Raw genomic sequence first — 13357 nt, 5'->3', positions numbered from 1 at the left:
TTCATGCGACCCGCTTCACGTGCTTTCGTTTTTGCCACAGCGTATGCCAGTGCAATGAGCGCCGCCGTAGTTTGGGGCCAGGTGACCGCACCGATAACCTCGCCGACGTATGTCGAGCCGCCGCCGCCGCGGCAAGAGACGATCACCGTCGCGCCGTCGCCGCAAATGGTGTGGGTCCCCGGCTCCTGGGAGCGAACGCCCGACGAATGGTTCTGGGTCGACGGCAAATGGACCACGCCGCCGTTTCGCCGCGCTTATTGGACGCCCGGCTATTGGCAGCACGTCGGCGGTCAGTACCACTGGTTGCCCGGCCACTGGGCGGCCGGCACGCAGGGAGCCGTGGTCACGCAAAAGATGCCCCCTCCGGCGCCGCTTGTGGAGACGCAGCCCGCCCCGCCGGCGAGCCCCGCGAATCTTGCCTGGGCGCCAGGCCATTGGGAGTGGCGCGGCACCTGGGTGTGGGTGGCCGGCCAATACGTGGCAACAACCAGTCCGCAATCGGTGTGGGTACCCGGCGAGTGGGACCCGGCCGAGAACGGGGCGTGGCGCTGGAATCCCGCGCACTGGGCCGTGAAGTAGGCCGGCGAGCACTATCGCCTGTACACTCCGCAATCAGTTCGCGGCGTCGTCAAAAAAAATGCGCGCGTGGGGCAGTTACTTCGCGCCGCCGTGTCACCCATTCGGGTATTGCCGGCAGAATTCGTATAAGGCCATGGCCGCGGCCGTGGCGACATTGTGCGCGTATGGCAGACCGTAGACCGGAATCTCGACCACGTCGTCCAGGAGCCGCAGTACGTCGTCCTCGATCCCAAGCCGCTCGTTCCCCACAATAAGCGCGGTACGGCGCTCGAAGGGGAACGTGTACAGCGATTTCGAACCCGTGGTTTGCTCCAGGCCCACGAGCCGATACCCCTCGTCGCGCAGCCGGAGCAGGGCCGGCGCCAGCGTGCGATGCACTTCCAGCGCGAGCGCCGCTGGGTTATCGGGGTCGAGCGCGTCGCGGGCGATCTTGCCGATCACCTTGGCATTCCCACAGCATACGATGCGCTGCACGCCGCAGCACCCGGCGGCACGCACGATGCGCGATAGATTGACGTTCGTGCGAAGCGGAGCGCAGGCAACCACCAGCTCGCGAGGGCGTTCGAGCGCGGTGGGCGGCTTATGACGTTCGTGGGCGAACTCGGTCATGCGGCGCCCGGCGCGCTAGCGCAACTTTCCATCGATGATGGCGTCGAAGATTTCCGCGGGATGATCCAGCGCCTCGCCCTCCAGCCCGATGCTGCGCACGTATTCGTTGAGCTGCGGAAACGTGAATTCCTTGGCCGTGCGCACGCGCACCTGGCGCGCGGCGCGGGCCGACGGTAGCTGTCCGGCTAAACCATACTCGGTAATACGCACCGTGCTGCGAATGGTGCAGTCGTTGGCATCCTTGGGAATCGAATAGGGGGCGAAGCTGACGAGCTTCGTCATGTTGTCGGTCGTGCCGAAGGCATACAGCTGCACCCCTTCGGCGGGCGACTGACCGGCCGCGACGGGCTTCATCCGCATGCGAATGAACAGCAATTCCAACGTGGGTACCGTCTCGATCACTTCGGGGTCCTTGTTGGGGCGGATGCGGCTCCCGTTGATGCTGACCACGAGCGTCCGCAATGTCTCGGGCGTGGCGCGCTCGCCCCGTTTGAGGAACAATCCCAAGCCATGTACGTTGCTGACAGCGCTTTGCTGCAGTGCCGCAAATTCCGTTGATTCAGCCGTCTTTCCATATTCGCCGGCGCAAGCCACGGGAATGTACGAGAGATACGGAGCCCCATCGGGCGAGGCGCGTTGCACGCGGGCCTGGAGGCTGACATACGTATTGTCGATCACGTCCAGGATCATGCCGCTGGTGAAAAACGGCAATTGCTTGCGATCTCCCTCGGTCATCAGCGTGCCATAATCGATCACGGGCCAGCGGCCGAAATCGAGCACGACGCGCTCGCGCACCAGGCCGCCGCCGCGGCGCACGTCGACGTCGATCGCCTCCTGCTCGACGAAGGAGCGCTCGGCCAGAGGCACCCCTTGGGGCAGCATCGCGCAGATCAGGTCGCTCTTTTCGTGCGCTGCGGCCAATTCCTGCGTAGTGCGCGGAATCCGTTCGAGAATCCGGGTGACCACGGGCGGTTGCGCGGCCGCGGATTGCGCAAGAACGCTTGCGACCGCGAACATGCCCAGCAAGCGTACGCAGTGATGCAGCGTGGGCATGAAATGAAACTCGTTCGCGGTAGGATTCGGGGCAGCGGCGGCCGACGGCTAATTTTCCAGGCCCACGCGCGACCTGTCCAGGGGCGAACGACAGGGTCGCGCGACAAAAAAACCGGCCGGCCGAGGCAAAAACCCCAGCCAGCCGGCGTTATCGATCAGCAAAATCGAAAAGCAGAATCGCCCTGGACTATTCTCCTCCCGCGTCGCGTTGAATGGTGGTGCCCGAGCGAGGACCTTCGTCGGCGTCCTTCTCGCCCGCCACTTTCACGCTGAGATCCTCTTTCGGGTCGATCGACGCGTAGAAGCCGAACATCATCTCTTCCCACGTCTGGTCGCCGAAATGAACGACCTTCGTGGGATCGGGATTGGCCAGGTTATCGGCCGAGTTGTCGTAGTGCGCGATGCACCGCAGCGTCGAGCCCTTGGGGGCAAGGACCGGCTCGGCGAACTCGTAGCGCAACTGCCAGTTGAAATCCCAGTTGGGCACATCGAGCAGCACTTCGCTGTGGCCGTCCGGATAGTCGAGCACGTATTGGAAATCCTTGCCGCGGAGGTGCATGTGCGGCGTCATGTTCAGGATCAGCATGTCACGGCGGAACTTGTGCTTCGATCGCACTTCGAAATTCGGATCGCCGGCCGGGATGTTCAGCGACAAGTTGCCCACCGCGTCGCCGTGCACCTTCTTCTTCACCGTCTTCGGGTCGGCGAACTTGATGCCGATCGAGCTGCGATCCTCGGTCGCTACGCCGTTGGGCGTGTAGTGCATCTGGAACACCAGCTTGGAATTCGCCGGCACGAACGTCGCCGTTCCCGGCGGATGTACGTCGGCCGGGTTGCCGGGGGCATAACCGCCCAGGCCGTGCATCGGCCCCTCGAAACCCGCGCCCGGCGCACGGATAAAGCAAATGATGTGATGCACCACCGCGTAGTTGCCGGGACGGCATTCCGTGGCCTGCACCCATTTGTCTTCGGTCCAGCCCGGGTCGACGGTGAAATACTTGTATTCCACGGTCCCTTCCGCCGGGACGGGATAGGCGTCCTCGTCGATGAAAATCACCTGGTCGGGTTCGCCGATACGCCAGCCCTTGGCAAACTCGCGCCGCGGAGGCATCTGCGACTTGTCCCCTTCGGGGCAGCCGTTATCGACCCAGCGGGAAATGAGCTGCTTCTCTTCCTCAGTCAGACGGGCATCATTGGAGAACTTTCCGTGCGGCGCCTTGGCGAACCACGGCGGCATGCGTTCTTCGCTGACGACTTCGCGAATCATTTCAGCCCAGCCGACGACCTCGTCGTACGATTCGACCGAGAAAGGGGCGACTTCCCCTTCGCGATGACAGACCAGGCAGCGATCCTGCAGGATCCGCGCGATCTGGTTCGAATAGGTGACGTCGCCGTGCGGCTCGTGCTTCACGCGGCCGATCAAGCAACCATCGGCCTTCACCGTCGGCTTGCTCACCGGTTGGCCGGCCAGCAATTCGTCGAGCGCCACGGCCAGGTCGCGCCGTTCGAGACGCGGCTTGGCATAGCCGGCGCCAGTCTTAAAGCCGAACTGATCGTCGACGCGACCGCCGTAGCGAACCACGCTGTCGGCATCGAGCACGAACACCTCGGGAGTGCGCGTGGCGCCGAAAGCGTCGGCCACGCGATTGTTCATATCCTTGAGGACCGGAAACTTCAGGTCGTGCATCTTCGAGAAGTGCGCGATCTCGGCCAGCGAATCTTGCAAGTTCGAATCGATGGCGACGAACTTCACCCCCTTCGACTCGTACTCATTGGCCAGCGCCTGCAAGCGCGGAGCGTATTGCTTCACCAGCGGGCATTCCACGCCGACGAACGCCACGACCAGGGCCTTGTCCCCGCGCAGCTCGGCGAGCGTGCGGTCATTGCCATGCACATCGGGCAACGAGAAACTGTCGATCTTCGTGCCGATCGAACTTTTCGTGGGCTGGTCCGCCTGGACCTGTCCGCCAGCCACAAGGGCAACCGCCACAGCCGCCACTTGCAACGAGCCGCGCATGAATCACCTCTTCAAGAATTGACGCGAAACGAGCCGGGACATCGCCGCCCGTAACACAGGACGGTTCCCGGTCAAAATTAATTAGCCTACAAACATTTTTATCGGCTGGCCGGAGCTATGTAAATAGATGTCCGGCCAAAAAGTCGGGGCTCGTATTGCACGAGCCCTCGCACGAACCAACAGCCCGGCGGCCATGATCAACTCCGAAGATCATGCCAAGCATTGCCTTCCGGCGACTCGCGCCGGCGCATCCACCTACCCGATGCCAACAACGCCCTGTTTACCTTTATTTGGCGGCGGGGGTTTCAGCCAGCAGTTTGTCGATCGTTGCGGTCAGATTCTTGTAGAGCGTTGGCGTGTAGCCGACATGGAAAGCGCGGACCAGGCCCGCCTGGTCGATCACGATCAGCGTCGGGAAGCCGCGGACGCCGTATTTCCCTGGCAGCCCCTCGGCCTTGAGCGTCGGGTAGTTGAGTGCCAGCTTATCGATGACGAAGCGTGCATCGGCTTCTTCCTTGTCGATGTTCATGCCGAGCACTTCCACGGGCTGGCCCTGATAGTGCGCGACGACCTCCTTGATCTGCGGCATGGCGCGGATACACCATCCGCAGCCGCGGTACCAGAAGTCGAGCACCACGACCTTGCCTCGGCACCCCTCGATCGACCGCGCGTCGCCTTCCAGATCGGTCGTTTTCCAGTCGGGCGATGGTTTGTCGAGCACCGCCGCGACGTCCTGCGCCTGCTCTTCGCTCATGGTCGCCATCAGATCGTGCTGGGCGAGATCAGCATCGATTTGCTTTTGGAGAACTTCCGTTAGGAGCGCAGCACGCAGATCTTCGAGATTCGACTTGGCCTGCGCGAGCAATTTGGCCGTCTGCGCAGGCTCGATCCCTGCTCGTTCGATGAGTTCATCGTACTCGCGCTTCACGGCAAAATAGTCGGACATCTCTAAAGCCACGGCCGTAGCCAGATTCGGATCGACCCGATTGACCTCTTTAAGCATGACATGCGTCGTTTGTATCGCTGCGTTTCTATAGTCCTGCTTCAACTCCCCTTCGACCTGATCGACGAAGCCGCGTTTCGTATCGAACAAAATCGTGTTCTTCTCGGAAGTCGAGTAGATCTCGTCCGTTGGTCCATGTGTGGTGTCGACAATCGCGAGATGATCCTCGTCCGCGGTAGCGCCTAGCGCATAGTCCTCGCGGACTTTCGTTAGCGCGTTCTCGGCCTGCCACGTCGCTTCGCCGGCTGGTGGCAATTGCGGCAAGAGCGGCCGTACATTGAGCATAAAATCGAGAGTCGGATTGTCCGCCACGCGGCCGTCGGGCTTCACGTCGCACCAGGCCAGCACAACGTGCTCGTCACCGAACTGCGGTTCTGCGGCGTCATTCTGCCTTTTCTCGCGCTGGATGCCGTAACGCACGAAAACCCGAACACCGCCATCGGTATTCTGCCGCACGACGAGCAACTTCCACGTCGAGCGCGAGTGCCGGCTACCGCCGTCGAACTTCACCTCGCTCTCGCCGGCGTAATTCAGTTCCAGCCCGACGTGCAACTTGTACCGCGGCGGTTTGGCATCTTTCTTCACGGGTGGATTGTCGACCGCGCGCACCGCGGCCAGAGAAGTGAAGGACAGGACGACGGCGACGCATAGCAAACTCACGAATCTGAGCACGGCGTCCTCCCTTGGTTATCCAGCCAGAATCGAAAGCCCGCTATCCGCGAAAGGTGCGTGCATGCGTTATTCGAAAGCCAAGGTGGCCGTGCTCGTCACGTGCGGCTTGAGGGCGTCGAGGTCCATGAAGTACGTGTCCTTCGCCTTCCCCTCGCTGAAGAGCTTGGCCGCCTGATCGTCCCAGTGACCGGTTTCGGGATGATCGCTTTCGCCCAGCGGTAGCACCATGTACGAGCGTGGCGGCTTGGAGAGCACGACGATTTGCGTCGACGTCTGGCCGCCGTGGCCAATCTTTTGTTCGCCCACGTTGCCGAACGAAATCGCCCGCGGCGTGGCCATGCCCGCTTCTTTCAGGCTGCCGCCGCCGACCGGCCAACTCTGCTTGCCGTCCTTGCGCGCAACGCGGAAGACGTCGCCGTACCGCGCGTCGACGCCGCCGACCTTGCTGCGCAGCCATTCGGCTCCCTTGGCGAGGGCCGCAACGATGTCGGCGTCCGAAAGTTCGGCCGGCACCGCGACGGCCTCGGAGGTCTTTCCGCCCAGCGCCTGCTTGAAGGCGTAATACGCAATCGCCCCCTTGCTGCCCGGGTCGGAACGGCGATTCCAGTCGCGGATGTTCGCGACCACGGCCTGCACGTCGGGCGTCTTGGCGTCGGCGCTGGCCGTTTGCCACGCCTGGGCGATGCGATCTTGCCACTTCTCGGCGCCCAGCACCTGCGTGCAGAACGCCAGGTCAATGGCTTCTTCGAGCGTGACCGAATTATCGGTGTGCAGAATCTCGGTCACCATTTCAGCACGCTGGTGGTTCCCTCGCCCGTCGTCGTAATACAAGTACGGCCGCTTGGCGCTTTCCTTGGTCATGGGGCTGCCGCGCATCATGACGGCCGGCGCGACATTGCAATTCTGCATGTAGCCGGCCTTGGGATTCGTGACTTGGGGCAGATCCTCGAACGGGTGAATGCCGGCGAAATCGTTTTTCGACACGTTGCCTGGCACCGGCCGATTGGTCGGCAGGCCGTGATTGCGCACCGGCACGCGACCGTCGTGTACGTAGAAGGTGTCGCCGTCGACGGTGCCGATCATGATGTTTTGCGGCATCAGCTCGCAGGTCGACAGCGCGGCCTTGATCTGGTCCATGTTGCGAGCCGTGTGAACCTTATACAGCTCTTCCATCAGTCCGGCGCAATCGATGTACGCCAGCGCCATCGTGTAGGCCTTGTTGTCCTTGCGGGCGACGACGGGGCCGTGATGTGTCGAATCGAGTTGGAAGTGCTTCTCGATGATCTTCTCTCCGTCGCGGACGCGGATCGTGATCTTGCGCGTCTTCATCTCGCGCCACTTGCCGTCGACCTCGTAACGCAGCGGGTTCGCCGGATCGACGGTCTCTTCATAGACGTCGGCCGTGTCGGGCCCGCCTGTGGTCATGGCGACCGACGCGTATTGCGTGTGTCCCAAGCCCGGCATGGGCAAGCCCAGGATCGCCGCGCCCGAGAGGGCAAAGTCCTCGCCGCGGGCGTACATCCGCTGCTCGTAGAAGCGGAACGGTCCGTACCAGCTCAGGTGCGGATCAATCAGCGCGATTACGTTTCCCGTCGCGCTGCGATTGGCGGCGATCACCCACTCGTTCGAGCCCAGGTATGGTTGCGGCGATGGTTTGATCCCGGCGCGTTCCAGGTCGCCGGCGGCTTGTCCCTCGGGCCAGTTCCAAATGATGAACCGGCTGAGCATCACGGGGAAATGCGGCTCGAGCTTTTGCGCCCACTTGGGCACATCAGCCGGATGCTCGTCCATGTACTTTTGCACGCCGCGGATGAACGCCGTGCACGTGGCCTTCAGCCTGGGGTCCATCCGCTCGTAGTGGTCGCGGGCGACCTCTTCGTGCTGCCAGACGCGCGACCGATAATCCTGATCCACGAGCGACGGCCCGGCCACCTCGGCCAGGTTACCCGCGGCCAATCGATAATTCTGCAACATTTGTTCGAGCCGATCCTCGGCCTGGGCATACCCAGCGCCATAGGCGGCACCCGGCAGCGACTCGGCATAGATGTGCGGCACGCCCCAATCGTCGCGATAAACGGTGACCGTCTCCGCCCGCGCTGCATCGGCGAGCGCGATGCACATCGCGGCCGTCATCGTGCATGAAAGAACCGTTGTGAGTCGCAACCGCATGGCACCCTCCGCGAAAGATTTCAATGAGTCGCGCGCACGGCCTGCCGCATCACGCGCGGGAATAGCAAGTTCGAAGAACCCGTATTCTGAATCGCGCACGCGGGCGGGTCAAATGGGCACTAGCTGCCGATGGAATTGCGGCTGGGCAACGGAATCGGCCTCTACTTCTTCGCTTCCATGCGCACCGTAACCTCGGCTGTCTGCCCCGAGGTCAATGAGACCCGCTGCGAGCGATTTCGATCCGGCCCTGGCATTCGGTATTCGTCATGGACCACGGACATCCAGCATTGACCGCCGGGCAGATTCGCGACCAAGGCTTCGCCCTGTTCGTCGGTCCTAGCCATGAAAAGCTCGTCTTGATGGTTGTATTTGCGAACGATGTCCTGATCCTTGAGATATTCAATCGTACTGAAGAAGGGGCCGCCATAAATCTGGCTGCCGCCATGCCACCAACCTACGTTCGGAGAAAACCAGCATTCGGCGCCCTTGATCGGGGCGCCCGCGGCGTCGAGGACCTGCACGCGGCAGGATGCGCTCGGAGCCATCTTTACGAAAATACGGGTCTGCTCTTCCCAGAGCGCGAACACCTGTGGTCGCGAGAATGCCGCCGCTTGCTCTTTCTCGCGGTCGCGTGCGAAGTCGGGCGGGTCACCGCTTTCGGCCACGGCTCCGTCGCAGAGCGCAATGACTTGCAAAGCCCCGCGCGGCATCGACTCGAAAACGAAGCTGCCATCGATGCGCATCTTCGCGGCAACGCGCCATTGCACGTTCCCTTCCACTTCCTTGTTGGAAATGATCACCACGCCGATCGCTCGTCCCTGGCGGACGGGCCGCTCGACAGAGCCCGTGAGCCTGCCTTCGACGCGCACCCCTGGTTTCAGTTCCATCCGTAGTTGATGATGATCGCCATCATCGAGTTCGACCTTCTGGACATCGCTAAACAGCACGGGGCCGTCGTCCGGCGCGTAGACGGCCATCAGCAATTCCTTGCCCGCCGGCAATCGCGGCAGCACGATCGCTCCGCGGTCGTTGATCTTGTTCTTGTACTTATCGGGCGCGTCACTGCTCCAAAGTATGTAAACGTCGTCCAGCGAAATGCTCTGCCCTTCCGCCGCGAGCGTGATTTCGATCAAGGCGCCCTGCCGCACCTGGATCACGGATTCGTCCTTGTAGGATTCTCCCTCGACCGGAATGTCGTTGTACGTGCTGCCGGCATAGTTGGGATGAACGACGCTGCAGGTGTATTGTTGCGGTGGAACTCTGCCGTCCTTGTCGAGAAAGCGTGGAAACTCGAACTGGCCTCGGCCGGCCGCGTCGGTGACAAGTGTAGGCGGCTTGGCGTTGTAATCGCCGTTAATGTTCCAGTGCCCATGTCCCCGTTCGGAACGCACGGCCCACGGAATTACCGTGGCGCCGGCAACCGGGTCGCCCTGCGGGTTCGTGATGCGGAAGCGCTTGGTGAGCATCGGGACGCTGCTCTGCGATTCGGCGCCTTTCGGGTCGGCGCTTTTCGATTCACCGGCGGTCTCGTCGCCCAGCACCGGCACGTGGAGAGCGGCCGTCAGGGCCACAACGGCGAGCATGTGCCTCGATGTATGTCGCATCTTTAGGTCACCATGTGTTGCCTCGGCCCGGCTCCTTCTATTGGTCGCTTCTTGGCAGCCGCGCCGCGATCGATTACAACCGCGCGGTGCGTGCCGGGCGATTTAAACGATAGTACCTACAATCCTGAGCCTAAGCCGGAGTGGACCGATGATCTATGCCAATATTTTGCTGACGGTGAAAGACGCCAACGACGTTCCCGAGATTCGCGAGCTGCTGCGCGAGCAAGGACGGCTGTCGCGAGCCGAGCCTGGCTGCGCCCGCTTCGAAGTCTACCAGTCGAACGTCGATGAAACGCGTTTCTTTTTGATCGAGCGGTGGGAATCGAACGAGGCCCTCGACCTGCATCGCAAGGCGAAGGCCTATACCGAAATCTATCAGCCGAAAGTGCTTCCCAAGGTCGAACGGCAAGGGCACGTGTCGACGATCGTCGAATAAGGGCTAGCGACTAACTCGCTTGATCGAGTGTCGAACGAATCTCGGTCACTCGGCCGCTGGCTTTCGTTTGAAGCTCTGCGCCATGGCCTGCAGGTCCTTGAGGCCCTTGTCGCGGTCGTCGGCGCCAATCACGCCCGAGATCGAGGCGTGATTCTGTCCATCCCGTTCGAACAACACGACTTCAAAAATGCACAGCGCGGCGCCCGTTCCCTTGGCGGCGCCGGTACCGATCGATTCGAAACCTTCGAGGCCGTCGATTTCGACCGGCTCGCACGTTTCGAGCTTGATGTCTGTGGCCACGGGGATCGACAGGAAACGCTTTTCGACGAGTTTCCGGCGATCGCCCAGGTTTGGCGGCAGTGGTGCCATGGCGACGAGCAGCATCCCCTTCGTGGCGTCGGCCGGCGGGAATTCGCCGTTCGGTGTGATCGTCAAGAATCCGCCCGATTGTTTGGCATACGCCCACGGATCGACAGGCTTGATCTCGAAAGGCAGAACCGCGACCTGATCACGCACCGCGTTCTTGTCGAATTCGGCTGTGAGTACGCAGGCGCGCAGCAGCGGTGAGAGCTCTTTGGCATTTTCCGGTTTGAAGATCGCGGCGACGAGAAATGTCTGCCGCTCGTTGCCGAACACTAACAGCCATTTATTGATATTCGTGCCGTTGGCATTTTGCGCGAGCGCTAGCAGCACCGCGGGACGACCACCGATTTTCACATCGGTGCGTCGCTTCATGGTCACGCCGCTCTTGGCAAACGTCTCGGCATCGAGGCCGGTGTCGACAAAGGGGCGCGGCATCTCCACCACTTCGACGACCGCGCCCAGCTCCGGATTCTGAAAGCCCTTGAACCCTTCGCCCGGCACAGATCCCGCGGGCGGCGAAAGCCGAATGCTGGTGTCGGGCACCAAAACCCTCGGGCCGAGACCGGAAGTGGCTTGGGCCTTCGCGGGCGGCGTTTTCGATTTGGCCTTGGTTGACGGCTCATCGGCACGCACGCTTGCCGCGTGCGGACCGATTCCTAGAACAACTAGACATGACAACGTAGCATTGAAACTTCGACGCAAGCGGCTTCGCTGCATGACAGGCTCCTTGCCTCGACCAAGAAGTAATTCGTGAAGGGTGCCAGCAAATGCCCTGAGTTCGTGCACTCGTCATGAGCTCAACAACTCCGACGATTATGATTGCGCCGCGAGGCGGATCGCAAGCTGCCCTCCGAGTTTTTCGCGTGCATTTCGACATTCGTGGCTACGCAAGCTCGGCAGCGCTGAATTGCTTCCCCACGCGGGGGATTAGCCGCGCATCTTTCGGCGACCGCCTTTGCGAATTGCCCAGCGCCAGACCAACCGCGCCACGACCGAAAAGCGCCAAGCTGCCGGGCTCCGGCGCGGCTGCGATCTTCAATGTGGTGCTACCGGATGCGCTATCGAGTTCGAAGAAGCCGTCGCTGGTGGTGGACTGGTAACCAGGATCGACGCCGGCGCGCCCGGAATTGCTGCCGGTCCACAAGGCGGCCACGGCGAATACGGTCAAGCACACGATGTTCCTCACCGAACGAAATGAACGAAAACGACGACGCGGTCCGTTGTGATAATGACGCCAAAGAATAGCGCCCGCACGATTTCTCGAACGATTCTCAGAAGCACAACCGTGCAAGATGGTTAACTTCTCGCACGTTAACTCGTCATCCTTCGCACCAGCCAGTCGCCCAGCCGCGGCGATAGTGCGGAAATCGCGAATAAGAGCCGTGCCTTGCCGGGGATCACGAGTTCCGGCGCCCGCGCGTCGCAGGCGGCGACGATGCGTTCAGCCAGGTTCTCGGGCCTAAGCAGCTTCACTTTAGCGCCGGCGCCCGGTTTGCGGGCGGCTTCCGGGATGTTGCTGACGTCCTCTTGCGCGCGCTCGCTGCTCGCGGCGCGCGGCTCGTCGCGCGCGATCGGCCCGGGACAAACCAAGAGCACGTGTAAGCCTTGCGGCGCCAGCTCCAATCGCAACTGTTGCGTGTAAGCCGATAGAGCGAACTTGCTGGCCGGGTAAGCGCCCATGAAACGCGTGGCCGACTTTCCGGCCAGCGAGCCGATATTCACGAGGTGCCCGCCCGTGGCCAGCAAGTGCGGCGCCGCGGCGCGCGTCATGCGCACGACGCCCAGCAGGTTCAATTCCAGGAGCGCTGAAAAATCCTCGACGGTCGTATCGAGCACCGCCCGCCGGCTCGACCGCCCGGCATTATTGACGACCACGTCCAGGCGTCCGAACATTTCGACCGTTTGCGTGATGAGTGCGTCGACCGATTCCTGCCGCGTGACATCGGCCGTGATCGTCGCAACGGCGATTCCCTGCCGCGCCAGTTCGGCGGCGGTGCGCGCGAGCGCCTCTTCGCCGCGCGCCGCGATCACGACGTGCGCCTTGCGACGCCCGAAGGCCGCCGCGATCGCGCGCCCCAAGCCGCTCGATCCGCCCGTGACGATGACCACTTTTCCTGACCAGTCGCTCATTCCGGCCCAAGCCTTCCCAAGAGACGTTCCCTTTTTTTCATTCCACTGGCGCGAACCGCGTGACCGTCCATTCCACCGTGAGATCCGTACCCAGCACATGACGTTCGTAGCGCCGCGGATAACCATATTGCGGATCGAACTCGCCCTTGAGAATCGTTTGTGCGCCGGGGGCCGCGCCGAAGCCGCCTTCGGTTTCCGACGAATCAAAATCCTGCCGGATGGTTTCGAACTGCTCGGGCACGGTCCAGTATTCCCAGGTGCGCGACTGCGAAGGAGTTACGCCGTCGCGCGTCATTTTGGTCACTGTGCCACGGCGGACTTCGATGTGTACTTCGCCCGGCTGCCGGCCGCCGATCACGATATCCATGTCGTAGCCGGGCGGCTGGGCGGCGTTCCATTTTTGTTCGGCCACCGCCAGGCCGGCGCGGGTGATCTCGGGCAACGTGGGTCCGCGTTTCAAGATCATGAACAACAGCAGGCCGGCCAATCCCACGGCCAGCCCGCCCGCCACGCCCAGCACCAGGGCCGAGGTACGTAATCGCGATCGGCGCGGCCGCAGCCTTGCACCGTTCGATGAGCGTCTGCCGCCGGTGGTCGCTTCCATGGGCGTTGTAAAATCAGAAAAGGTTCCGCCCGCCGGACTCGGGTCGAATTGTTGGCCGCAGGGTGCGTCATTCTCGCGACGCTCGTGCGCCTTCGTCAATCATTCATTGGCGCAGCAT

Annotated in this window: 12 protein-coding genes; 2 read left to right on the top strand and 10 right to left on the bottom strand. The window is 62.3% G+C overall.

Features of this window, described 5'->3' with window-relative positions:
- Positions 1–54: 54 nt before the first annotated feature.
- Positions 55–579, top strand: coding sequence for a hypothetical protein (locus VHD36_03650; GenBank protein ID HVU86390.1), 525 nt, complete (start codon positions 55–57; stop codon positions 577–579).
- 93 nt (positions 580–672) lie between these two features.
- Here VHD36_03650 and VHD36_03645 read toward each other — a convergent pair whose 3' ends face one another.
- From VHD36_03645 to VHD36_03620, 6 genes are all read right to left on the bottom strand, one after another.
- Positions 673–1188, bottom strand: a complete 516-nt coding sequence (locus tag VHD36_03645) for a TrmH family RNA methyltransferase (GenBank protein HVU86389.1) — start codon at positions 1186–1188, stop codon at positions 673–675.
- A 15-nt stretch (positions 1189–1203) separates the two neighbouring features.
- On the bottom strand, positions 1204–2241 hold the full coding sequence (locus VHD36_03640) for a hypothetical protein (GenBank protein ID HVU86388.1): 1038 nt from the start codon (positions 2239–2241) through the stop codon (positions 1204–1206).
- Between the two features lie 187 nt (positions 2242–2428).
- Positions 2429–4258 (bottom strand): redoxin domain-containing protein, encoded by a 1830-nt coding sequence (locus VHD36_03635; protein HVU86387.1) that lies wholly within the window; start codon positions 4256–4258, stop codon positions 2429–2431.
- A 286-nt stretch (positions 4259–4544) separates the two neighbouring features.
- A complete protein-coding gene (locus VHD36_03630) occupies positions 4545–5933 on the bottom strand; it encodes a TlpA disulfide reductase family protein (GenBank protein HVU86386.1) in 1389 nt (462 codons plus the stop codon).
- Between the two features lie 66 nt (positions 5934–5999).
- Positions 6000–8102 (bottom strand): penicillin acylase family protein, encoded by a 2103-nt coding sequence (locus VHD36_03625; GenBank protein ID HVU86385.1) that lies wholly within the window; start codon positions 8100–8102, stop codon positions 6000–6002.
- A gap of 161 nt (positions 8103–8263) precedes the next feature.
- Entirely contained in the window at positions 8264–9685 is a 1422-nt protein-coding gene (locus VHD36_03620) for a carboxypeptidase-like regulatory domain-containing protein (protein HVU86384.1), read from the bottom strand.
- A gap of 169 nt (positions 9686–9854) precedes the next feature.
- Here VHD36_03620 and VHD36_03615 point away from each other — a divergent pair, with 169 nt between their 5' ends.
- A complete protein-coding gene (locus VHD36_03615; protein ID HVU86383.1) occupies positions 9855–10142 on the top strand; it encodes a putative quinol monooxygenase in 288 nt (95 codons plus the stop codon).
- A gap of 45 nt (positions 10143–10187) precedes the next feature.
- Here the strand turns inward: VHD36_03615 and VHD36_03610 are convergent, their stop codons facing one another.
- From VHD36_03610 to VHD36_03595, 4 genes are all read right to left on the bottom strand, one after another.
- Positions 10188–11048 carry a hypothetical protein gene (locus tag VHD36_03610; GenBank protein ID HVU86382.1) on the bottom strand — a complete coding sequence of 287 codons (861 nt, stop codon included), beginning with the start codon at positions 11046–11048 and terminating at the stop codon, positions 10188–10190.
- Between the two features lie 340 nt (positions 11049–11388).
- On the bottom strand, positions 11389–11673 hold the full coding sequence (locus tag VHD36_03605; protein ID HVU86381.1) for a PEP-CTERM sorting domain-containing protein: 285 nt from the start codon (positions 11671–11673) through the stop codon (positions 11389–11391).
- Between the two features lie 143 nt (positions 11674–11816).
- On the bottom strand, positions 11817–12635 hold the full coding sequence (locus VHD36_03600) for an SDR family NAD(P)-dependent oxidoreductase (GenBank protein ID HVU86380.1): 819 nt from the start codon (positions 12633–12635) through the stop codon (positions 11817–11819).
- Between the two features lie 37 nt (positions 12636–12672).
- Positions 12673–13239: a DUF6174 domain-containing protein gene (locus tag VHD36_03595; protein HVU86379.1), complete on the bottom strand. Its 567-nt coding sequence runs from the start codon at positions 13237–13239 to the stop codon at positions 12673–12675.
- Between the last annotated feature and the right edge of the window lie 118 nt (positions 13240–13357).

Source organism: Pirellulales bacterium (genome assembly GCA_035546535.1).
GTDB lineage: Bacteria > Planctomycetota > Planctomycetia > Pirellulales > JACPPG01 > JACPPG01.
Note: the sequence above shows the minus strand (reverse complement) of the source record. Positions and strands in the feature narration are given on the sequence as shown.

Excerpts from the sequence above, each read along its gene's own strand:
- VHD36_03650 (HVU86390.1), top strand. The coding sequence starts at position 55 with ATGAGCGCCGCCGTAGTTTGGGGCCAGGTGACCGCACCGATAACCTCG.
- VHD36_03645 (HVU86389.1), bottom strand. The coding sequence starts at position 1,188 with ATGACCGAGTTCGCCCACGAACGTCATAAGCCGCCCACCGCGCTCGAA.
- VHD36_03640 (HVU86388.1), bottom strand. The coding sequence starts at position 2,241 with ATGCCCACGCTGCATCACTGCGTACGCTTGCTGGGCATGTTCGCGGTC.
- VHD36_03635 (HVU86387.1), bottom strand. The coding sequence starts at position 4,258 with ATGCGCGGCTCGTTGCAAGTGGCGGCTGTGGCGGTTGCCCTTGTGGCT.
- VHD36_03625 (HVU86385.1), bottom strand. The coding sequence starts at position 8,102 with ATGCGGTTGCGACTCACAACGGTTCTTTCATGCACGATGACGGCCGCG.
- VHD36_03620 (HVU86384.1), bottom strand. The coding sequence starts at position 9,685 with ATGCTCGCCGTTGTGGCCCTGACGGCCGCTCTCCACGTGCCGGTGCTG.
- VHD36_03615 (HVU86383.1), top strand. The coding sequence starts at position 9,855 with ATGATCTATGCCAATATTTTGCTGACGGTGAAAGACGCCAACGACGTT.
- VHD36_03600 (HVU86380.1), bottom strand. The coding sequence starts at position 12,635 with ATGAGCGACTGGTCAGGAAAAGTGGTCATCGTCACGGGCGGATCGAGC.
- VHD36_03595 (HVU86379.1), bottom strand. The coding sequence starts at position 13,239 with ATGGAAGCGACCACCGGCGGCAGACGCTCATCGAACGGTGCAAGGCTG.